Below are 20,703 nucleotides of genomic sequence, written 5' to 3'. Positions count from 1 at the left end.
TAGCTCAATAGCAAAGCAACAAAAAATGCCCGGCTCATCGCCGGGCATTTTCGTTCGTGCTGTTCGCTTACCGCATCGGCTTCGGCGCTGCCCGGCGACGATCGCTCGCAGGCTGGTAGGCGATCCGCGAGTGGTGCGCGCAGTAAGGTGCGCCGGCCACGGCCTTGCCGCCGCAGAAATAGAAATCGGTGCTGGCCGGATCACCCACCGGCCAATGGCAGGTGGCGTCGTTGAGCTCGACCAGCTGCAGGCGCTGGCTGATCGGGATCACGTTATCGACCGAGATCGGATCCGGCTCCATCTCGACCTGATAGTCGTGAGCCAGCGCCGTGTTGCCACGGGCGACCGGGCGCGGCATGCGCACCATCTGCTGGGCCGGACGCGGCTTGCGCGGGCGCGGCGCGGCAGAGGAGGGGCTCTTGGCGCGGCCGGAGAGGCCCAGGCGGTGCACCTTGCCGATAACGGCATTGCGGGTCACGTTACCGAGTTCCGCGGCGATCTGGCTGGCGGAAAGGCCGCCTTCCCAGAGTTTCTTGAGCTGTTCGACGCGATCGTCGGTCCAAGTGATTACCGTCATCGCTAAATCCCTTCGTATGCGCCGGCCGGCCTTGGCCCGCGCTGCGACTTGAAATCGTCAAAAAACCTCGTTGTCAGAATCCCTTAGCGCTCACCGGATGCATGACTGCTTCCGGCCTTACGCCGTACCGATAGTGTACAAGGGTCTACTGCCGCACGAGATGTCGTATCCGACAGGCCAAAAACTACATGATGCCGCGACTCACGCGCAAGAGTCGGCCGAGTCACATCCACATGCTTTCTGTCAACCAAACAGAAAAATCGGCCTTTTGTTCGATCAGGTGTGACATGGACGCCGCTATGCGCGGTTGACACCCTGTGCAGCCCCCATAAGATAATGGTCGCGTGCCGCCCGAGAAGGGCGGCACGTTTCGTTTTGAGGGTCCGCTACCCCATGTCGTACTGGTGTCATCGACCATGCAGACATCGGTAGGGACCGCAGACTGATTGATCGGAACCGTTATGACCAGCAACGCACCATCCTCGCAAATCTCTCAGGCCCATTTGCTGCCTGTCTTCGCGCGCGCGGATGTTGCCTTCGAGCGCGGTGAGGGTTCCTGGCTGATTTCGACCACCGGCGAGCGCTATCTCGATTTCACCAGCGGCGTGGCCGTGAATGCGCTCGGCCATGCGCATCCGCATATGGTCAAAGCGCTGCAGGAGCAGGCCACCAAGCTCTGGCACATGTCGAACCTGTTCAAGAGCCCAGATGGCGAGCGCCTTGCTGCGCGGCTGTGCGAAAACTCGTTCGCGGATTTCGTGTTCTTCGCCAATTCCGGCGCCGAGGCGATGGAATGCGCGCTGAAGGTGACGCGCCATTATCACTTCGCCAAGGGCAACCCCGAGCGCACGCGCATCATCACCTTTGAAGGCGCGTTCCATGGCCGGACCCTCGGCACGCTGGCAGCCACTGGCGCCGCGAAATATCTCGAAGGTTACGGAAAGCCGCTCGATGGTTTCGATCAGGTGCCGCTCGGCGATCTCGATGCGGTGAAGGCCGCGATCGGTCCGGAGACCGCCGGCATCGTTATCGAGCCGCTGCAGGGCGAAGGCGGCGTGCGCGCTGCGTCGAACGCGTTCTTCAAGGCGCTGCGCGAGCTGTGCGACAAGAACGGCATCCTGCTGATCTTCGACGAAGTGCAGACCGGCATGGGCCGCACCGGTACGCTGTTCGCCTATGAGCGTCTCGGCGTGACTCCGGACGTGATGTCGCTGGCCAAGGCACTCGGTGGTGGCTTCCCAATCGGCGCGTGCCTCGTCACCGCTGCGGCGGCCGAAGGCATGGCGCCGGGCTCGCATGGCTCCACCTTTGGCGGCAATCCGCTGGCGGTGGCGGCAGCCAATTCCGTGCTCGACGTGATGCTGGAGCCCGGCTTCTTCGAACAAGTGAAGCAGAAGACGCTGCTGCTGAAACAGAAACTCGCCAGCGTGGTCGATCGCTATCCGACCGTGCTTGCAGAAGTGCGCGGCGAAGGCATGCTGATCGGCCTCAAGGCCGTGGTGCCGGCGGCCGATCTGGTCGGCGCGCTGCGCGATGCCAAGCTGCTGACGGTGGGTGCGGGCGACAATGTCGTGCGCTTCCTGCCGCCGCTGATCGTGACCGAAAGCGACATCGAGGACGCCGTGCAGCGTCTGGAACAGGCCTGCACCGTGCTGGCAAAGGGAGCCGTGTGATGAACACGACTCCGCGGCACTTCCTTGATCTCACGGCGGTCTCCGCCAGTGAGCTGCGCAACATTCTCGATGCGGCTGGCGCCATGAAGGCGAAGCTGAAGAGCCAGAAGGACAGCAGCGCCGATCGCGATCATCCGCTGAAGAATAAAACGCTGGCGATGATCTTTGAAAAGCCTTCGACGCGCACCCGCGTGTCGTTCGAGGTCGGCATGCGTCAGCTCGGCGGCGAAGTCGTCATGCTGACCGGTGCCGAAATGCAGCTCGGCCGCGGTGAGACGATTGCCGATACGGCGCGGGTGCTGTCGCGTTTCGTCGACATCATCATGATCCGCATCCTCAATCATGACTCGCTGATGGAGCTGGCCAACAACGCCACCGTGCCGGTCATCAACGGCCTGACGCGTTTCTCGCATCCGTGCCAGGTCATGGCCGACGTGATGACCTATGAGGAGCATCGCGGCAACATCAAGGGCCGCACCGTGGCCTGGGTCGGCGACGACAACAATGTGCTGATGTCCTGGGCCCATGCGGCCGAGCGCTTCAAGTTCAAGCTGAACATCGCCACGCCGCCGCAGCTGTCGCCGAAGAAGGCGTTCAAGGAGTGGGCGAAGGCGTCGGGTGCCGACATCACCTTCTCGCATGATCCCGATGCCATGACCAAGGGCGTCGATTGCGTGGTCACCGACACCTGGGTGTCGATGGGCGACAAGGAGGGCGAGACGCGCCACAATCTCCTGAAGCCGTATCAGGTCAATGAGCGGCTGATGGGTCTGGCGAACAAGGACGCACTGTTCATGCACTGCCTGCCCGCGCATCGCGGCGAGGAAGTCACGGACGCGGTCATCGATGGCCCGCAATCGGTGGTGTTCGACGAAGCCGAGAACCGTCTGCATGCGCAGAAGGGGATTCTGGCGTGGTGTCTGGCGCGGTGAAGTAAACACGGTACCCGACTGTCGCCGCAACACACTCTCACTGTCATCGCCCGGCTTGACCGGGCGATCCAGTATACGCTGACGTCTATGATGGCACCGCGGTGCCGGTGTCTACTGGATCCCCCGCTTTCGCGGGGGATGACAGTTTGAACGCGGTTCTTAAGCCGCCACCTTCTTCGGCGCAAAACGTCCGTAGAACGTCTCGCCCTTCGCAGCCATTTCCTCGAGCAGTTTCGGCGGCGTAAACCGCGAGCCGTATTTGGCTTCCAGCTTGTGGCAGAGCTCGACGAACTTCTTCGTGCCCATGAAGTCGATATAGCTCAGCGTGCCGCCGGTGAACGGCGCGAAGCCGAAGCCGAGGATGGAGCCGACATCCGCTTCACGCGGATCGACGATCACATTGTCCTCGACCGTGCGCGCGGCTTCCACCGCCTGCACCACCAGGAAACGCTGCTTCAACTCCTCGATGTCGAGCGTGTCGGGATCGACCGGCTTCGGCAGCAGGGGCGCAATGCCCTTCCACAAGGCCTTCGAGCCCTTGCCCTTCGGCGGATACTCGTAAAAACCCTTGCCGTTCTTGCGGCCAAAGCGCTCCTGCTTCTCCACCATCTCGACGATCAGCTTCTTCTGCGCCTGGTCGACCGCTTGCGAGCCGAGATCGGCCTCGGTGGCCTTCATGATCTTCAGCACTAGGTCGAGCGCGATCTCGTCCGACAGCGACAGCGGGCCGACCGGCATGCCGGCCATTTTTGCGGTGTTCTCGATCATCGCCGGTGGCACGCCTTCGAGCAGCATTTCGAGCCCTTCGGCGGTGAAACGCAGCACGCAGCGATTAGCGAAGAAGCCGCGGCTATCATTGACGACGATGGGCGTCTTGCCGATGACGCGGATGTAATCGAGCGCCGTGGCGAGCGCGACATCGCCGGTGTTCTTGCCGACGATGGTCTCCACCAGCATCATCTTCTCGACCGGCGAGAAGAAGTGGATGCCGATGAATTTCGATTGGTCCTCGAATTCCTCAGCCAGCGAGTTGATCGGCAGCGTCGAGGTATTGGAGGCGATGATGGCGCCTTCCTTCAGCAGCGGCTGCACCTTCTTGTAGATCTCGGCCTTGACCGCGCGATCCTCGAACACGGCCTCGATGACGAGATCGCATTCCTTGATCACGTTGAAGTCGGCGGTGGCCGTGATCTTCGACATCAGCGCGTCGCGATCGGCTTCCTTGGCGCGACCCTTGGCAATCAGCCCGTCGATGACCGACTGGCAATGCGCGCGGCCCTTTTCGGCGGCGGCCTGGTCGCGATCGATCAACACGACATCGATGCCGCCCTTGGCCGAGACATAACCGACCGACGCGCCCATGAAGCCGGCGCCGATGATGGCGAGCTTCTTGACCTTGGTCGGCGGCACGTTCTGCGGACGGCGGGCGCCCTTGTTGAGCTCCTGCATGGACAGGAACAGGCTGCGGATCATCGCCGCTGCTTCCTTGGTCTGCAGGACGTGGGCGAAGTAACGCGACTCCACCCGCAGCGCCGCATCCATCGGCAATTGCAGGCCTTCATAGACGCACTGCATGATGGCGCGGGCGGCCGGATAGTTGTCAAACGTCTCGCGCCGATAGATGGCGTTGCCGGCCGGGAACATCATCATGCCCTGCTTGGAATAGACGGGGCCGCCAGGCAGCTTGAAGCCCTTCTCGTCCCATGGGGCGACAGCCTTGCCGCCGGCCTTGATCCATTCCTTCGCGGTTGTGATGAGGTCAGCTGCCGGCACCACGGCGCCGACGATGTTCATCGCCTTCGCCTTGGCGAGATTGATCGCATCGCCCTTGAGCAGCATCTGCATCGTGTCCTGCGGCTGCAGCATGCGCGCCAGACGCTGGGTGCCGCCACCGCCCGGGAACAGGCCGACCTTGATCTCGGGCAGGCCGAGGCGCGTCTTCGGGTTTTCAGCCGCGACACGGTAGTGGCAGGCGAGCGTCACTTCGAACGCGCCGCCGAGCGCGAGGCCGTTGATGGCCGCGACCCACGGCTTGCCCGCGGTCTCGATCTTGCGCAGCGTCAGCGACAGCTTGCGGCTCTCGTCGAACAGCAACTGCTGGGCGGCTTCCTCGCCCTTGGCTTTCTTCGTCTCGGCGAACACCTTGTTCATGCCTTCCAGCATGGAGAGATCGGCGCCGGCCGAGAAAGCGTCCTTGCCGGAGGTGACGACGACGCCCTTCACGGCAGCATCCGCCGTGGTCTGGTCGACGATGGCGCCGAGTTCCTCGATGGTGGTGGTGTCGAGCACGTTCATCGAACGGCCGGGAATGTCCCAGGTGACGAGGGCGATGCCGTCGGCGTCGGTCTCAACCTTGAAATTCTTGAAGGTCATGTGTGGCTCCCAAAATGCCTGCAGCCATGAGGCGCGAGCGTTGATGTGATTGTCCCCTCTCCCGCTTGCGGGAGAGGGTGCCTGAGCGAAGCGAAAGGCGGGAGAGGGACCGTCACTAAGGCCCTGTCCCGTCTCGAACACGCTTCGCGTGTTCGATCCACCCTCCCCCGCTTTGCGGGGGAGGGGAAAAGTCACACGCGTTCGATGATGGTGGCGGTGCCCATGCCGCCGCCGATGCAGAGAGTGACGAGGGCCGTCGACTTGCCGGTGCGCTCAAGTTCGTCGAGCACGGTGCCGAGAATCATGGCGCCGGTGGCGCCGAGCGGATGACCCATGGCAATGGCGCCGCCGCAGACATTGATCTTCTCATTGTCGATGTCGAAAGCCTGGATGAAGCGCAGCACCACCGAGGCGAAAGCCTCGTTGAGTTCGAACAGATCGATGTCCGAGAGCTTCATGCCGGACCGCTCCAGCACCTTCTTGGTGACGTCCACCGGACCGGTGAGCATCATCGCCGGCTCGGAGCCGATATTGGCGAAGGCGCGGATCTTTGCACGCGGCTTCAGGCCGGCCTTCTTGCCGGCCTCAGCGCTGCCAAGCAGCACGGCGGCGGCGCCGTCCACGATGCCGGACGAATTGCCGGCGTGATGGACGTAGTTCACTGCCTCGATTTCCGGATGCGACTGGATGGCGACGCCATCGAAACCGCCCATGGCCGCCACGGTGGCGAAAGAGGGCTGCAATGCGGCCAACGACTGCATCGTGGTGGACGGGCGCATATGCTCGTCCTTGGCGAGGATCGTCAGGCCGTTGATGTCCTTGACCGGGACGATCGAGTTCTTGAAGCGACCTTCCTCCCACGCCTTGGCGGCGCGCTGCTGGCTCTGCACGGAGTAAGCATCGACGTCATCGCGCGAGAAACCGTATTTGGTCGCGATCAGATCGGCCGAGACGCCCTGCGGCATGAAGTAAGCGGGAACGGCGATCGACGGATCGACCGGCCATGCGCCGCCGGAGGCGCCGATACCGACGCGGCTCATGGATTCCGCGCCGCCGCCGATGGTGAGTTCGTGCTGGCCGGCCATCACCTGGGCGGCAGCAAAGTTCACGGCGTCGAGGCCGGACGCGCAGAAACGGTTGATCTGGATGCCGGGGACATCATTGCCATAGCCGGCCGAGAGTGCCGCCATGCGCGCGATGTCGCCGCCGGCCTCCCCAACGGGATCGACGACGCCGAGAATGACGTCATCGATGCTGCCGGGCTTGAGGTTGTTGCGCTCCTTCAGCGCCTTCAGCGGCGCGGTGGCGAGCGCGAGCGCCGTCACCTCATGCAGCGAACCATCGGACTTGCCGCGGCCGCGCGGCGTGCGAACGTGATCGTAGATATAGGCCTCGGGCATGGTGTCTCCCTTCGGATTTAATCCGGTTGTCCCATTGTCGTCGCCCGGCTTGACCGGGCGATCCAGTAAACGCGGGCGTTTGAGCTTGATCTGTGACGTTGGTGTCTACTGGATCCCCGCTTTCGCGGGGATGACAGTCGAGTGTGTTTTGACAGCTATGATCAGAACGCTTCCGCCGGAAGCTCCATCGTCGTGGCGGCTCCCGTCTGGATGCGGGCGAGATGCACGGTGGTTTCCGGCAGCATCCGCTCCATGAAGAAGCGGCCGGTGACGAGTTTGGTGGTCAGGAACGGCGTGGCGCCGTCGGCGGCGATCTTGTCCTGGGCGATCTTCGCCATCTTCGCCCACATATAGGCAAAGGCGGTGAGGCCGAACAGTTGCATGTAATCGGTGGCGCCGGCGCCGGCATTGTCGGGCTTGGCCATGGCATTGTTCATCAGCCACATGGTGGCCTGCTGCAGGTGACCGAGCGCATTCGACAGCGGATCGATATAGGGCTTCATGGCTTCGTCACCGCCATGCTCCTTCGCAAAGGCCGCAACCTCGCCGAAGAATGCCATCGCCGCACGGCCGCCATCGCGCGGCAGCTTGCGGCCGACCAGATCGAGGGCCTGGATGCCGTTGGCGCCTTCATAGATCATGGCGATGCGGGCATCGCGGACGAACTGCTCCATGCCCCATTCGGCGATATAGCCGTGGCCGCCGAACATCTGCTGCGCCGACACCGCATTGGCAAAGCCGCCATCGGTGAGCACGCCCTTCAGCACCGGGGTCATCAGGCCCATATGGTCGTCAGCGGCCTGGCGCTCCTTCGGATCGTCCGAGCGATGGGCGACATCGCTCTTCAGCGCGGTCCACACCACCATGGCGCGGGCGGCTTCGTTGAAGGCGCGGATGGTGAGCAGTGTGCGGCGCACGTCCGGATGCACCATGATTGAATCCGCCGCCTTGTCCGGCGACTTCGGCCCGGTCAGCGAACGGCCCTGCAGACGGTCCTTGGCGTAGGCGACGGCGTTCTGATACGCGACTTCCGACTGCGCGAGGCCCTGTACGGCAACGCCGAGACGGGCTTCGTTCATCATCACGAACATGCCCTGCATGCCCTTGTTCTCTTCGCCGATCAGCCAGCCGGTGGCATTGTCGTAATTCATCACACAGGTGGAATTGCCGTGGATGCCCATCTTGTGCTCGATGGAGCCGCAGACGACGCCGTTGCGTTCACCGAGCGAGCCATCGTCATTGACCAGCACCTTCGGCACGACAAAGAGCGAGACGCCCTTGATGCCGGCCGGTGCGCCTTCGATGCGCGCCAGCACGAGATGGATGATGTTGTCGGCCATGTCGTGTTCGCCGGCCGAGATGAAAATCTTGGTGCCGGAAATCTTGTAGCTGCCGTCGCCCTGCGGCACCGCCTTGGTGCGGAGCAGGCCGAGATCGGTGCCGCAATGCGGTTCGGTCAGGTTCATGGTCCCGGTCCATTCGCCGGACACCATTTTGGGCAGATATTTTGATTTCTGCTCATCCTTGCCATGCACGATCAATGCTGCGGTCGCGCCCATGGTGAGGCCGCCATACATCGAGAAGGCCATGTTCGCCGAGATCTGGAATTCGGCGACGGTCTGCGACAGCGTCACCGGCAGGCCTTGGCCACCATATTCAACGGGTGCGGAGAGGCCGAGCCAGCCGCCTTCAGTCACCTGCTTGAACGCGTCCTTGAAACCCTTTGGAGTCGTGACGCTGCCATCGTCGTTCCGCTTGCAACCTTCGAGGTCGCCGACGCGGTTCAGCGGCTGCAGCACTTCCTCGCTAAGCTTGGCGGCTTCGCCAAGGATCGCCTCGCGCACATCGGCCGATGCGTCCGCAAAGCCCGGGAGATTATTGTAGCGATCGAACTGGAACACGTCATTGAGCAGAAAGCCGACGTCTTCGAGCGGCGCTTTGTAACTGGGCATGGAATCCTCCCCGGTTGGATTTCGTTGTTCAGTTGCGACAGCCTGCTGCGAGCTTACAGCAAGGCTGATGGAATGTGATTTGAAATGTCAGGCGCCTTATTGCCGCGCCAGCATTTCACCCATGAGACGGTGCAGCAGATTGATGGCCTTCAGCGGACGCACCATCACCTTGAAATGGGTGATGCGGCCATCGGCATCGAAAGTGATCATGTCGATGCCGTTGATCTTGATGTCCTCGATCTCGTTCTCGAATTCGAGCACGGCCGAGGTCTCGTTGCGCCATTCGCCGATATAGGTGAAGCCGGGCCCGCCCAGCACCTGATCGGCGGCGGCGAGATATTTGAACACGATGTCACGGCCCCGCTGTGGTGAATGCACCACCGGGCTCTCGAACACGGCATCGGGATGCAGCAGCTCACGGAGCGCAGCATGGTCGTGGGACTTCATAAAGCCGTACCACTTGTCGAGGCCCTGCATTTGATTGCCTTGCATTGCCATCGGCGATCTCCGCGTTTCCATACACCCTTGCATGGAAACTAGCGCGGGCGGATGGATTTCGTCAATACACTTGTGTATGGTTGGGTCATGGACGAGCAAGTGACCAAGGACAGGCTGACCCGCACGGCGTGGCTAGATCATGGCCTCCGCATTCTGGCGCGGCAGGGCGCGGCGGCGCTCAAGGTCGGCGATCTCGCTGCCGGACTGAACGTCTCGCGCGGAAGTTTCTATTGGCATTTCAAGGACATCGGAGAATTTCGCCTGCAGCTTCTGGAGCGTTGGCAGGAGCGGACGACCGATCAGGTGCTGGAGCAGACCGATGCCTCGACCACCGGCGCAGCGCGCCTGACGCATCTCATGAAACTGGCCTTCAACGAGGATCGCAGCCTCGATCGCTCGATCCGCGGGATGGCCTCGACCGACAAGGCTGTCGCCAAAATGGTGGCGTCCGTCGATGCCCGGCGCATTGCTTACATGGCGAATGTGCTGACCGAAGCGGGGGTCGAGAGCCGCCGCGCCTTGTCGCGCGCGGAGTTTCTGTATTGGGCCTATATCGGCCAGTCCGCGGTGATGGATCCGCGCCATGACTCGATGACCGAGCGCGACATCGACGACCTCAGCGCGTTGTTCACGCGCTAAGTGCGGTGTTCACGCCCTGAAACATCCGAGGCGCGAACGCCTCATCCTACCTATGAATCCGCGCAAGTGTATCGTCCGATTAACATTTAAGGCGCGGATACGGGCATCCTTAACCCGTTATTTACCCTAACCCTGAAAAGTCCGGACTGAGGCAGACCACCGCGTTCCCGTTTCGAATTTCTTCATCTTGGGACGCGTGGAGGCTGCAGGCGCTGGTTGGCGTCAGGCTCGTAACCGGACCAAAGCATGAATTCGCGCGTATCGTGGAGTGTTGAGGGGATGGACCCATCGGTTCGTGAGCGGGCCGAAGCCGCTGCGCGCCGCGCGGGCATGTCCCTGACGGATTGGCTGAACACGACCATCGGCGAATCTCCGGTTGCTCCCGCGATGCATGGCTATGCCGATCATGCCCGGCCGACGGAAGCTCCCCAGGCGCCGCGCTATCAGGCGCGTCCCGGTCATTCACCGCGTGCGGCCATGCCGCCGCGTCCGGCAGCGATGCCGCAGCGCGACGTCGCCGAAGTCGCGGATATTCATCAGCGCCTCGACGCGATCGCACGCCAGATCGAAGAATTTTCGCGCCCGGCTCCGCGCAGCAACAATGAGCCCGGCGTTGCGCGCCAGCTCAACGAAGCCATCTCGCGTCTCGATGCGCGTCTGTCGCAGATCAGCGAGCAGCCGCGTCGCGCTGCGCCGGCCTACCAGCCGCATTATGATCCGCGCCCGAATCCCGACATGGTCGAGCGTGCAGCCAATCAGGTCTATAGCTCGGCGCCGCAGTCCGATCCGTTCTCGCTCGATTTTGCTATTGCTGAAATTGCCGCGCGCCAGGATGAACTCGACGGCGCTCCGCGGATGGCACCACGCTATGCGCCGCCGATCGCTCCCCATGTGACGCCGCCGCCAGCGATGCCTGACATGTCGGGGCTGGAGCGCCAGCTGTCACAGATCACCAGCAAGATCGATGCACTGCAGCGGCCGAATGACAGCATCGAGCAATCGATCGCGACGTTCCGCAGCGAGCTCGCCGAAATCCGCACTGCGGTGACCGAAGCGCTGCCGCGTCGCGCCATCGAATCGATTGAAAACGAAATCCGCGCGCTCTCGCAGCGGATCGATGAAACGCGCTCCAGCGGCATTGATGCCGATGTGCTTGGCAATCTCGAACATGCGCTCGGCGACATCCACAAGACACTGAAGACGTTGACGCCAGCCGAACAGCTCGCCGGCTTCGACCAGGCCATTAACAATCTCGGCAGCAAGATCGACCAGATCGTGCGTTCGAGCGACAATCCCGGCACGCTGGAGCAGCTCGAAGGCGCGCTCGCTGCCTTGCGCGCCATCGTCTCCAATGTCGCCACCAATGAAGCGGTCGGACGTCTCAGCGACGACTTGCAGCGTTTGTCGTCCAAGGTCGACCAGCTGGCCCAGAGCAGCGACACCAGCATGTTTGCCGCGCTCGAAGCGCGCATCATGACGCTGACCACGACGCTCGAAAATCGCGAGCGTCCGCAGGCCGCCAATTCCGACAATCTGGAAACCGCGCTCGCGGCACTCGCGCAGCGCCTCGATCACCTGCCGGTCGGCAACGACCAGTCCTCCGCCTTCACGCATCTGGAGCAGCGCGTCACCTATCTGCTGGAGCGCATGGAGAGCATCAGCGATCCGCGCGCCGCCAACAATCTCGGCCGCGTCGAGGACGGCCTGCAGGACATTCTGCGCCATCTCGAACGCCAGCAGACGATGTTTGCCGCTGCGCTGAGCGACAGCCGTGCCGAATCCGGCCTGGTCGATTCGTTCAAGCGCGAACTGTCCGACATGCGCTTCAGCCAGTCGGAAACCGATCGCCATCTGCAGGATTCGATGGAGGTCGTGCATTCGACCCTCGGCCATGTGGTCGATCGTCTGGCTAAGATCGAGGGCGATCTGCGCAATGTCAGCGCGCGTCCGGCCCCGCAGCAACCCGTGCCGGCCGCAGCGCCAATGCCGCCTGCGCCGCAGCCCGCTCCGATGCAGCAGTCGCCGATGCAGCCCGCCATGGCTGCGCCGCCGCGTCCGCAAATGCCCAATCCGGTGAAGCCGCAGGTTGCTGCGCCGTCGCAGATCGAAGTGCGTCCGCCGCAGGCGCATTTCGACGCCGCGCCGCGCGATTTCGCCGCGACCGCGATTTCGAGCGAGCCTGCACCTGCGTTCCAGGTACCCAAGGCGATCAGCGATATTCTCGATCCGAAGCCGGCGCCAAAGCCGGCCGCGCCACCGGTCACCGTCGAGCGTCCGTCGTCGCCGCGTCCGATGGTCGATCCGCAATTGCCGCCCGATCATCCGCTTGAGCCCGGCACGCGCCCGCAAGGTCGCGGTGCCTCGCCGTCGGAACGTATCGCCGCGTCGGAAGATGCGATCAGCGAGATCGCCGGTGCCGCTCCGGAGCCCGCGAGCGCATCGAGCTTCATTGCCGCCGCGCGCCGTGCTGCGCAGGCAGCCGCCTCGACGGGTGAGAAGCCCAAGGGGGCCAAGACCGCTCCGCAAGCCGAGGGCGAAAAGGGCCCATCGACCATTGGCTCGAAGATCCGTTCGCTGCTGGTCGGCGCGAGCGTGGTGGTGATCGTGCTCGGCTCGTTCAAGATGGCGATGACGCTGCTGGACGACGGCGGATCGCAGCCGCCGATGGCCGCGAACAGCCATACGCCGCCGCTCTATCTCGATGCGCCGAAGGCAAACGAGATCCAGCCGCAAGCGCCGGCTTCGTCCATCGGTGCGCCGACATCGGCGCCGTCGATCGGCAAGCAGTCGCTGATCGCGCCGACGCCTGAAGCCGCGCCTGCGCCGCAGCAGGCACCGGTGCCGCAAGCTGCGCCCGTTCCTTATATCTCGTCCGATGTGACCGGCAGCATTGCCGCGCCGCAGACAGGCTTGCCTGCGGCTCCGACGCTGCTGCCACCAAGCGGTCAGAAACTTGGAACGGTGACGATTCCTGCCGGCGAGAAATTGCCTGATGGCATCGGTGGTGCAGCACTGCGTAGTGCTGCGCTGAAGGGCGACGCGACGGCTGCCTTCGAAGTCGGTGTGCGCTTCGCCGAAGGCCGCGGCGTGCCGCAGAGCTATGAAGAAGCCGCCAAGTGGTATGACCGCGCGGCGCAGGCCGGCGTCGTGCCCGGCATGTTCCGCCTGGGCACGCTGTATGAAAAGGGCCTCGGCCTGAAGAAGGATTGGGAAGTCGCGCGCCGCTACTACATGCAGGCGGCCGAGCGCGGCAATGCCAAGGCGATGCACAATCTCGCTGTGCTCGATGCCGATGGCGGCACCCGTGGCGCCAATTACAAGAGCGCCTCGCTCTGGTTCCGCAAGGCCGCCGATCGCGGCGTGGCCGACAGCCAGTTCAATCTCGGCATCCTCTATGCGCGTGGCATTGGCGTCGATCAGAACCTCGCCGAAAGCTTCAAGTGGTTCAGCCTCGCCGCTGCCGCGGGCGATGTCGATGCCGGCAAGAAGCGTGACGATGTGGCCAAGCGTCTCGATCCGCAGTCGCTGGCCGCAGCGAAGCTCGCGATCCAGACTTTTGTGCCGGAAGGCCAACCGGAAGATGCGCTCAATGTCGCAACGCCTGCCGGTGGCTGGGACAATGCACCGGCACAAGCCGCCAAATCCGCGAACAGCAAGCGCGCTGCACGTTGAAGAATGTTCGGACCGTAGGATGGGTTGAGCGGAGCGATACCCATCACAACCCTCCGTGCTCGTGGTGATGGGTATCGCTCCGGCGCTACGCGCCTGCACTCAACCCATCCTACGAGATCGTATTTAATCGCTCGAATGTTCGAACCCGCGGTCTTATTTCCTCAACAAAGCTTCATCAGACTTGATTGCTGAAGCGTGAGGAATTCGATTTGTCTTTGCATGGTGACGATCCGCAGTCGCGGCCATCCGCCCCATCTGCCGGCCCTTGGAGCATTCCCCGCGTTGCGCCGCCGCAGCAGCAGCGAAACTCGCAGCCGCCTCCACCAGAGCCAGAACCCGCACAGCGGTGGCGTCCGAGCCTGATGACCATTGCTTTTGCGGTGCTGCTGTTCGGCGGCCTGGGCATCCGCGCCTATAAGGATCTCTCCACGCCCGAAGCCTGGTCCTACTGGAAGGATTTGTACGTCTCGCCGAGCATGAGCGCCGAGGTGATCGACAATGTCGATCTCGGAAAATCGGGTCGCAAGGCGCTGGCGATCTCCGGCAAGATTGGCGCTGCCAGCGCCACCTGGTTTCGTGAACAGCTGGATCAGGCCAAGCTTCAGCCAGGCGATATCGTGCTGATGTCGTCGCCCGGCGGCAATCTGAGCCAGTCCATGATCATGGGCGAAGTGATCCGCGCCCGCGGTCTCTCGACGGCCGTCGGCACGGCAGATGCCGATGGGCGCATCAAGCCATCCTTCTGCGCCAGCGCCTGTGTCACGGCCTATGCCGGTGGCAAGGTGCGCATCGGCATCGATGGCTCGCGGCTCGGCGTACATCGCTTCTCCTCGCCAAGGGTGAGGGACGATGCCGAGGCTTCCGCGCAGCGCACCATGGGTTTTGTGCTGAGCTACATGACCAAGATGGGCGTCTCGTCATCGGTGGTGGAGGCGATGTCCGGCACCGAGAAGATCCGCTGGCTCACCGGTGGCGAGGCATCGAGCATGAATCTGGTCACCGATCCCGTGCAACGCAGTTGAGATCAAGCTTTGCAAGCAAGCCATTTACCACAGCAGCGGTTGCTGGTCCGATCCGGCGAAAAAGGGGCCATTCGCCGGAATCTTTGATCCCATCGCAGGGCGATATCGTCTAAGAGGGAATTGCGGCCCCATCCGCGCCGCCTCAAGAACAATGCCGCGCGTGGCTTTGGCCAGAACTCCAGGGCCCGACGCGGCGCCAATCTCGAAGCGAACGCGCGTGCAGCTGTACCTCCCGATCGCCGACCTTCCCGTCAACGTGCTGCTCATCCTGGCGATGGGCGCCGCGGTCGGCTTCGTGTCGGGCATGTTCGGCGTCGGCGGCGGCTTCCTGATGACGCCGCTGCTGATTTTCATCGGCATTTCGCCGGCGGTTTCGGTGGCCTCGGTGGCCAGCCATATCGCCGCCTCGTCCTTCTCCGGCGCATTGTCCTACTGGCGGCGCCGCGCGATCGATCCTGCGCTGGCAGGGGTGTTGCTCACCGGCGGCATCGCCGGCACGGCGCTCGGCGTCTGGGTGTTCACGTTGCTGCGCAATCTCGGCCAGCTCGATCTCACCATCGCGCTGTCCTACGTGATCCTGCTCACGGGTGTCGGCAGCGCCATGTTCTGGGAAGGCCTGCGCGCGCTGATCCGGCTGCGTCGCGGCACGCCGGTCACCTTTCGCCGGCCCGGCAGCCATAACTGGGTCCATGGCCTGCCGCTGAAAATGCGCTTCAAGCGCTCGAAGATTTACCTGTCGGTGATTCCTGTCGTCGCTGTCGGCCTGCTGATCGGCTTTATCGGCGCGGTCATGGGCATCGGCGGCAGCTTCATCCTGATCCCGATCCTGATCTACTGGCTGCGCGTGCCCACCGCGACGGTGCTCGGCACCTCGATGGTGCTGACGCTGGTCACCATGATCATCGCCACGCTGCTGCATGCGGTGACCAATCACCTCGTCGATGCCGTGCTGGCGCTGATCCTGATGGTCGGCGGTGTCACCGGCGCGCAGTTCGGCGCCCGCGCCGGGCAGAAGATCCGCGGCGAGCATCTGCGCCTGCTGCTCGGCCTGCTCATCCTAGCCGTCGGCATCCGCTTTGCCGCGCAACTGGTGATCCAGCCGGAAGACCTGTTCATCGTCCGCGATCTCTCCGGAGGTGGCGGGTCATGATGTGGGCCTGGCTGATTGCGATCCTCGCCCTGTTGCTCGGCGCGGTCGCGCCTGTGCGGGCGGAACGGCTGATCGTGTCGGTGTCCAATCATCGCGTCACCGTCACGCCGAATTATGCCGGTGAGGAACTGGTCCTGTTCGGCTCCGTCGAGAAGGACGACAAGACGCCGCCGGCCCGCAGCAATTACAATCTGGTCGTTACGGTCTCCGGCCCGCGCACCGATCTTGTCACCTGGCGCAAGCAGCGCCGCTTCGGCATCTGGATCAATACGGAATCGCGCGAATTCCTGCAGGTGCCGGCCTATCTCGCGGTGTTCGCCAATCGCCCCATCGATGCCATCGCGCCGGTGGATGTGCAGCGCCGCCAGCAGCTTGGCATCAACAATGTGCTGCTCACCCAGCGCGTCGGCACCGACTTTGCGGATGTGGTGTCCACCGATCCGTTTCGCAGTGCCTTCGTGCGGCTGCGCAAGGAACATGGCCTCTACCGCGAAGAGACCTCGGCGGTGACCTTCCTCACGCCGACGCTGTTTCGCACCACGATCCCGTTGCCGGCCGAAGTGCCCATCGGCACTTACGATGTCGAAATCGAGTTGTTCGCCGATGGCGCTTTCATCACCAAAGCCGAAACTGCCTTCGACATCGTCAAGGTCGGCTTCGAGCAATTTGTCGCCAATGCCGCGCGCAATCATGGCCTGATCTACGGCGTGATGACGGCGATCATGGCGCTGCTGTCCGGTTGGGCGGCGTCGATCGTATTCCGCCGCGACTGATGCGAGAGGCTAAGCTTCTTCCTCGTCCAGTCCCCGCGCCATTGCACGCTTCGCAGCCTCGCGATGATCGTCATTGATATGCGTCGCCACCATTCGCAACGCGGTTGCGAGGATCGCGGCGTCATCGCCGAAGCCGAGGATCGGCAGCACATCCGGCACGAAATCGAACGGCAGGATGAAATAAGCGAGCGCGCCCAGCAGCGCCGCCTGCACATGGCGCGGCGTTTGCCGGTCGAAGGCACAATAATAGGCTGCGAGCAGGTCTTCCATGAAGGGCAGCTTCACGGCGAGTTTCTTCAGCTTGCGCCAGAATTGCTTGCGAACGCTTTCGCGGTCCTGCGCCAGCCGGTCGGCGGGCTCAAATCCCACGCTATGTTCGGTGGCCATGCTTTGATCCTCTCAATGACGCTCGATCTAACCTCGCCCCGCTTGCGGGGAGAGGTCGGCGCGCAGTGCCGGGTGCGGGGGCTCTTCACATGCTCCGAGTCTGCGGAGGCTCCCCCTCATCCGTCGCGGACTTCGTCCCCGCCACCTTCTCCCCGCAAGCGGGGAGAAGACAGAGCTTGCGCCTCGACTTATTTGGTCACGTTCTACAGCACTGCAACGTTACCCGTTCAGCCGCTTTGCGATCGCATCCATCGCCTTGGCCAGGTCGACATCCTTCTGGGTCACCCCATCGGCGTCGTGGGTGGACAGCACCACCTCCACGGTTTTGTAGACATTGCGCCATTCGGGATGGTGATCGCTCTTCTCGGCCACCAGCGCCGCCCGCGCCATGAAGCCAAAAGCCTCGTTGAAGTCCTTGAAGGTAAAAGTCCGCTCAATGGCGTCCCGGCCCTTGGCCTCGCTCCAGCCGGTCAGTTCCTTCAGCGCCGCCTTGCGCCCGTCCGCCGATAGCCGATCCACCATGGCAACCTCCTGTATCACCTGAACTTTACCCCAACGCGCAATGACACATCATCGATCCATGCCACAATAAGGCAGCAAATTCCGCGCATGGACCGCTAACCACGCGTCCCGGTAACCATGCTGGCTTTGGAACGGGCACGGGGTCCGGAACTTTGATAGACTGCGGCTCTAACCCACTTTGGTGACAATGGACTTGAAGCGCCTGTTTTCGAGATCGATGACGGATGGACCCGAGGTCATTGGACCGGTCGGGCTTCCGTCGCCGCGTTCGGTCCGGCGCAAGATGACATTGATCACGCTGGCCGGCACGCTGGCGATCGTCGCTGCCGTCGCCGGCGCCTATTACTTCGCAATGAAGCCGGTGCCGCTGAAGATTGCGGTCGGGCCTGCCAATAGCGACGACGTCAAGGTCGTGCAGGCGCTGGTGCAGGCTTTCTCACGCGATCATCGCACGGTGCGATTGCGCCCGCAGATTACCGATGGCGCCACGGCGAGCGCCCAGGCGCTGGCCGATGGCAAAGCCGATCTCGCTGTGATCCGCGGCGATCTCCCCGTTCCCAAGAACGCGCGAGCGGTGGCGACTCTTCGCAAGAATGTCGCCGTGCTGTGGGTGCCGGCGCCGGCCAAGGGCACGGTCCGCGGCAAGAAGGCGGCGGCTAAGATCACCAAGATTCCCGATCTCGCCGGCAAGCGCATTGGCGTGATCGGCAAGACGCAAGCCAACGTCAATTTGCTCAACGTCATCCTGCGTCAGTATGGCGTCGATCCCGCCAAGGTGACGATCCAGCAGTTCTCTACCACCGATGTCGCCGAAGCCGTGAAAGACCAGAAGGTCGATGCCTTCATCGCGGCCGGCCCCGTCAACAGCAAGATCACAGGTGAGGCGCTGCAGGCGACCACGCGTGATGGCGGCACGCCGACCTTTCTTGCCATCGATTCCGCAGATGCGATCGCGCAGAATTATCCGGTCTATGAGGCCTCTGAAATTCCGGCGGGTACTTTCGGCGGCGCGCCGGCGCGCCCGGATGATGATGTGAAGACCATCAGCTTCTCACATCACATCGTGGCGCGGCAGGGCCTGTCCGAAGTGACCGTCGCAGCGCTGACGCGGCAGCTGTTTGCGATCCGCCAGCAGATCATCAACGACTTCCCGCTCGCCGCGAAGATCGAAACGCCTGACACGGACAAGGATGCTGTCATCCCCGCGCATCCCGGCGCTGCCGCCTATGTGGACGGCGAAGAGAAGACCTTCCTCGATCGCTACAGCGATTACATCTGGTGGAGCCTGATGGGCCTGTCGGCCATGGGCTCGGCGGGTGCGTGGTTCGCGAGCTATTTCCGCCGTGACGAGCGCAATGTGAATGTCTCGCAGCGCGACCGCCTGCTCGACATGATCGCGATCGCGCGCAAATGCGATTCGCTCGAAGAGCTCGACAGCATGCAGACCGAAGCCGATGGCATCCTGCGCGACACACTCACGTGTTATGAGCATGGCGCGATTCAGGAAGGCACATTGACAGCCTTCAACATCGCGCTCGAGCAATTCCACAACGCCGTCGCTGATCGAAAGGCGCTGATCGGCATGATTCCGCCGGAGCCAGCGCGCCAGATGCCGCGACCGCTCGCGGTTTAGCGCTTCAAATAACGCCAGCCGACCACGACGCCGCTGATCGAGACGATGCAGCCCAGGATCGACAGCAGGATCACCACGATGTCCCAGGCCGGGCGATATTTCAGCAGCAGCTGGAAGTCGAGACTGTGCAGGGCATTGAACATCCAGCGATAGGTGCGGCGGCTCGAATCCACGTGGCCGAGGACATCGCCGGTCACCGGGCTGATGTGAATCCAGGTCTGCGCGTCGTCGTTGAACACCGCGCGGAGAACCGGGAATTCGCGGTCGCGATGGTGCGCGTACCAGTAGAAATCCGGTTCTTTCAGCTCGATTTTGTCCGTCAGTTGCGAGCGCGGGAGCAGTTTTGTTGCGGCAGTCCAGAGGCGGTCTTGTGGCAGCACAGCGGAAGCCCCCGCGGCGGCATCCAGCACCGTTCGTTCGCCGCTACGAGAATTCGTAATCACCAGCGGCATGCCATCGACCCAGGTGAAACGGGCCTCGACTGCCCGATGGTGCGCGATTGGCCACTTCGCTGCGAAGGTTGCCGCGTCATGACCAGCGTAACGCTGCAGCATCTCGCGCGCCGTGTTGCGGTCGGCAAAGAAGTTGCCGGGATTGACCGAGAGCCAGCCTGAGAACATCCAGGTCAGGATGAAGGCGCCGGCGATCAGGCCGGTGATGTGATGCCAGGCCATCCAGCCGCGATAGGGCGTTATATTTCCATTGGCATAACGCCGCTTCACGCGCATGCGCAGGATGCCGACCCAGATCCCGGTGATGCCGACCACGAGGCAGATGCCGGAGGACCACAGAATGACTTGCCGCCAGAGCGGTTGGTCCTGGCGCAGGATGGTCGGATAGATCCAATGCGGGATCGAGCCGAGCCAATTCCACACACGCTCGGTGCGATTGGTGTCGAGGGCGATCTCGCCGGAGTGGGAGGAGATGTAAAGTTTTGTGCCGGCGTCATCGCCGAGATTGATGAGATAGAACGGCCGCAAAGGATCGTAGCGTGCGACGACGCTCCATTGATCACGGTCGATCATCTCCTCGAAGCGAGGTGATTTGCTTGCAGGATGCCTTGCGGCGATGGCAAGGGCTTGTTGTCCAGAAATCTCGGTGATCGCGCGGCCATCGACAGCCGAGATCGTTTGACGTTTGCCGCTCCAGTCGCCCAGTCGATAGACCGGCTCATCCGCCAGCATCATCAATCGCAGCTCGCGTGGATAGCGCGTGCTGCCCGCGGCCTTCATTGCATCGCCGGGAGACAGCGTTGCTTTCTCCCACGCGATGTCCGGCAGCGCCGCCAGCCTTTCTTTGTCGGAGAGGCCGGGGAAGGCGACATACATCATCACCACGCCCGAGATGAACCACATGGCGAAGAACAGGCAGGTGACGATGCCGATCCAGCGATGGGTGAGATACAGCCAGTGCCGGAACGTTCGATTAAGTCTGAGAGGCATTGAGATCGGTTCGCTTTTTTCCTTCTCCCTCTCCCGCTCTGCGGGGGAGGGCCGGGGT

The 20,703-nt window shown here is 63.0% G+C and carries 16 protein-coding genes; 8 read left to right on the top strand and 8 right to left on the bottom strand.

All coding sequences use genetic code 11. The features are described 5' to 3' along the window. Positions 1-67: 67 nt before the first annotated feature. A complete protein-coding gene (locus AC1RQ5_RS02010; protein WP_398484736.1) occupies positions 68-577 on the bottom strand; it encodes a GcrA family cell cycle regulator in 510 nt (169 codons plus the stop codon). Between the two features lie 461 nt (positions 578-1,038). Between AC1RQ5_RS02010 and AC1RQ5_RS02005 the strand changes: the two genes are divergently transcribed. Both AC1RQ5_RS02005 and argF read left to right on the top strand, forming a co-directional pair. Next, positions 1,039-2,250 (top strand): aspartate aminotransferase family protein, encoded by a 1,212-nt coding sequence (locus AC1RQ5_RS02005; RefSeq protein WP_493196923.1) that lies wholly within the window; start codon positions 1,039-1,041, stop codon positions 2,248-2,250. Next, positions 2,250-3,182, top strand: coding sequence for an ornithine carbamoyltransferase (argF, locus tag AC1RQ5_RS02000; protein WP_493196922.1), 933 nt, complete (start codon positions 2,250-2,252; stop codon positions 3,180-3,182). Before AC1RQ5_RS02005 ends, argF begins: the two co-directional genes overlap by 1 nt. A 159-nt stretch (positions 3,183-3,341) precedes the next feature. Here argF and AC1RQ5_RS01995 read toward each other — a convergent pair whose 3' ends face one another. The 4 genes from AC1RQ5_RS01995 to AC1RQ5_RS01980 form a co-directional block, all read right to left on the bottom strand. Further along, positions 3,342-5,555 carry a 3-hydroxyacyl-CoA dehydrogenase NAD-binding domain-containing protein gene (locus AC1RQ5_RS01995; protein ID WP_493196921.1) on the bottom strand — a complete coding sequence of 738 codons (2,214 nt, stop codon included), beginning with the start codon at positions 5,553-5,555 and terminating at the stop codon, positions 3,342-3,344. 191 nt (positions 5,556-5,746) lie between these two features. Continuing rightward, positions 5,747-6,955 (bottom strand): acetyl-CoA C-acetyltransferase, encoded by a 1,209-nt coding sequence (locus tag AC1RQ5_RS01990; RefSeq protein ID WP_493196920.1) that lies wholly within the window; start codon positions 6,953-6,955, stop codon positions 5,747-5,749. Between the two features lie 161 nt (positions 6,956-7,116). After that, positions 7,117-8,907 (bottom strand): acyl-CoA dehydrogenase C-terminal domain-containing protein, encoded by a 1,791-nt coding sequence (locus tag AC1RQ5_RS01985; RefSeq protein WP_493196919.1) that lies wholly within the window; start codon positions 8,905-8,907, stop codon positions 7,117-7,119. A gap of 96 nt (positions 8,908-9,003) precedes the next feature. Continuing rightward, complete coding sequence (locus AC1RQ5_RS01980) at positions 9,004-9,405, bottom strand: nuclear transport factor 2 family protein (RefSeq protein WP_493196918.1); 402 nt, start codon at positions 9,403-9,405, stop codon at positions 9,004-9,006. A gap of 87 nt (positions 9,406-9,492) precedes the next feature. On the opposite strand from AC1RQ5_RS01980, the gene AC1RQ5_RS01975 reads away from it, so the two are divergent. The 5 genes from AC1RQ5_RS01975 to AC1RQ5_RS01955 all read left to right on the top strand — a co-directional run bounded on the left by AC1RQ5_RS01975 (position 9,493) and on the right by AC1RQ5_RS01955 (position 16,661). Next, complete coding sequence (locus tag AC1RQ5_RS01975) at positions 9,493-10,044, top strand: TetR/AcrR family transcriptional regulator (protein WP_398482916.1); 552 nt, start codon at positions 9,493-9,495, stop codon at positions 10,042-10,044. Between the two features lie 246 nt (positions 10,045-10,290). Then, positions 10,291-13,716 carry a tetratricopeptide repeat protein gene (locus AC1RQ5_RS01970; protein WP_493196917.1) on the top strand — a complete coding sequence of 1,142 codons (3,426 nt, stop codon included), beginning with the start codon at positions 10,291-10,293 and terminating at the stop codon, positions 13,714-13,716. 362 nt (positions 13,717-14,078) lie between these two features. Beyond that, on the top strand, positions 14,079-14,738 hold the full coding sequence (locus tag AC1RQ5_RS01965) for a COG3904 family protein (RefSeq protein WP_398482920.1): 660 nt from the start codon (positions 14,079-14,081) through the stop codon (positions 14,736-14,738). A gap of 217 nt (positions 14,739-14,955) precedes the next feature. After that, positions 14,956-15,888 carry a sulfite exporter TauE/SafE family protein gene (locus AC1RQ5_RS01960; protein WP_493196916.1) on the top strand — a complete coding sequence of 311 codons (933 nt, stop codon included), beginning with the start codon at positions 14,956-14,958 and terminating at the stop codon, positions 15,886-15,888. Beyond that, positions 15,885-16,661: a TIGR02186 family protein gene (locus AC1RQ5_RS01955; protein ID WP_493196915.1), complete on the top strand. Its 777-nt coding sequence runs from the start codon at positions 15,885-15,887 to the stop codon at positions 16,659-16,661. Before AC1RQ5_RS01960 ends, AC1RQ5_RS01955 begins: the two co-directional genes overlap by 4 nt. Positions 16,662-16,670: 9 nt before the next feature. Here the strand turns inward: AC1RQ5_RS01955 and AC1RQ5_RS01950 are convergent, their stop codons facing one another. Both AC1RQ5_RS01950 and AC1RQ5_RS01945 read right to left on the bottom strand, forming a co-directional pair. Then, the gene (locus tag AC1RQ5_RS01950; protein WP_398482927.1) at positions 16,671-17,048 is read right to left on the bottom strand and encodes a YkvA family protein; all 378 of its coding nucleotides are present in this window, start codon (positions 17,046-17,048) and stop codon (positions 16,671-16,673) included. Positions 17,049-17,267: 219 nt separating this feature from the next. Then, positions 17,268-17,570 (bottom strand): 4a-hydroxytetrahydrobiopterin dehydratase, encoded by a 303-nt coding sequence (locus AC1RQ5_RS01945; RefSeq protein WP_493196914.1) that lies wholly within the window; start codon positions 17,568-17,570, stop codon positions 17,268-17,270. A gap of 217 nt (positions 17,571-17,787) precedes the next feature. Between AC1RQ5_RS01945 and AC1RQ5_RS01940 the strand changes: the two genes are divergently transcribed. Further along, entirely contained in the window at positions 17,788-19,203 is a 1,416-nt protein-coding gene (locus AC1RQ5_RS01940) for a TAXI family TRAP transporter solute-binding subunit (RefSeq protein ID WP_398482931.1), read from the top strand. On the opposite strand, the gene AC1RQ5_RS01935 is transcribed toward AC1RQ5_RS01940, so the two are convergent. Next, the gene (locus AC1RQ5_RS01935; RefSeq protein WP_493196913.1) at positions 19,200-20,645 is read right to left on the bottom strand and encodes a PepSY domain-containing protein; all 1,446 of its coding nucleotides are present in this window, start codon (positions 20,643-20,645) and stop codon (positions 19,200-19,202) included. The genes AC1RQ5_RS01940 and AC1RQ5_RS01935 overlap by 4 nt on opposite strands. Positions 20,646-20,703 lie beyond the last annotated feature (58 nt).

The organism is Tardiphaga sp. GW821-FHT12E02, assembly GCF_058807155.1.
The sequence above is the reverse complement of the archived record's forward strand: the minus strand, read 5'-3'. Positions and strand labels throughout refer to the sequence as shown.

Bases quoted from the DNA above. Each gene is read 5' to 3' on its own strand.
- argF (WP_493196922.1), top strand. From the start codon at position 2,250: ATGAACACGACTCCGCGGCACTTCCTTGATCTCACGGCGGTCTCCGCC.
- AC1RQ5_RS01970 (WP_493196917.1), top strand. From the start codon at position 10,291: ATGAATTCGCGCGTATCGTGGAGTGTTGAGGGGATGGACCCATCGGTT.
- AC1RQ5_RS01950 (WP_398482927.1), bottom strand. From the start codon at position 17,048: ATGGCCACCGAACATAGCGTGGGATTTGAGCCCGCCGACCGGCTGGCG.
- AC1RQ5_RS01980 (WP_493196918.1), bottom strand. From the start codon at position 9,405: ATGGCAATGCAAGGCAATCAAATGCAGGGCCTCGACAAGTGGTACGGC.
- AC1RQ5_RS01985 (WP_493196919.1), bottom strand. From the start codon at position 8,907: ATGCCCAGTTACAAAGCGCCGCTCGAAGACGTCGGCTTTCTGCTCAAT.
- AC1RQ5_RS01990 (WP_493196920.1), bottom strand. From the start codon at position 6,955: ATGCCCGAGGCCTATATCTACGATCACGTTCGCACGCCGCGCGGCCGC.
- AC1RQ5_RS02010 (WP_398484736.1), bottom strand. From the start codon at position 577: ATGACGGTAATCACTTGGACCGACGATCGCGTCGAACAGCTCAAGAAA.
- AC1RQ5_RS01955 (WP_493196915.1), top strand. From the start codon at position 15,885: ATGATGTGGGCCTGGCTGATTGCGATCCTCGCCCTGTTGCTCGGCGCG.
- AC1RQ5_RS01995 (WP_493196921.1), bottom strand. From the start codon at position 5,555: ATGACCTTCAAGAATTTCAAGGTTGAGACCGACGCCGACGGCATCGCC.
- AC1RQ5_RS02005 (WP_493196923.1), top strand. From the start codon at position 1,039: ATGACCAGCAACGCACCATCCTCGCAAATCTCTCAGGCCCATTTGCTG.
- AC1RQ5_RS01975 (WP_398482916.1), top strand. From the start codon at position 9,493: ATGGACGAGCAAGTGACCAAGGACAGGCTGACCCGCACGGCGTGGCTA.
- AC1RQ5_RS01945 (WP_493196914.1), bottom strand. From the start codon at position 17,570: ATGGTGGATCGGCTATCGGCGGACGGGCGCAAGGCGGCGCTGAAGGAA.
- AC1RQ5_RS01935 (WP_493196913.1), bottom strand. From the start codon at position 20,645: ATGCCTCTCAGACTTAATCGAACGTTCCGGCACTGGCTGTATCTCACC.
- AC1RQ5_RS01965 (WP_398482920.1), top strand. From the start codon at position 14,079: ATGACCATTGCTTTTGCGGTGCTGCTGTTCGGCGGCCTGGGCATCCGC.
- AC1RQ5_RS01940 (WP_398482931.1), top strand. From the start codon at position 17,788: ATGACGGATGGACCCGAGGTCATTGGACCGGTCGGGCTTCCGTCGCCG.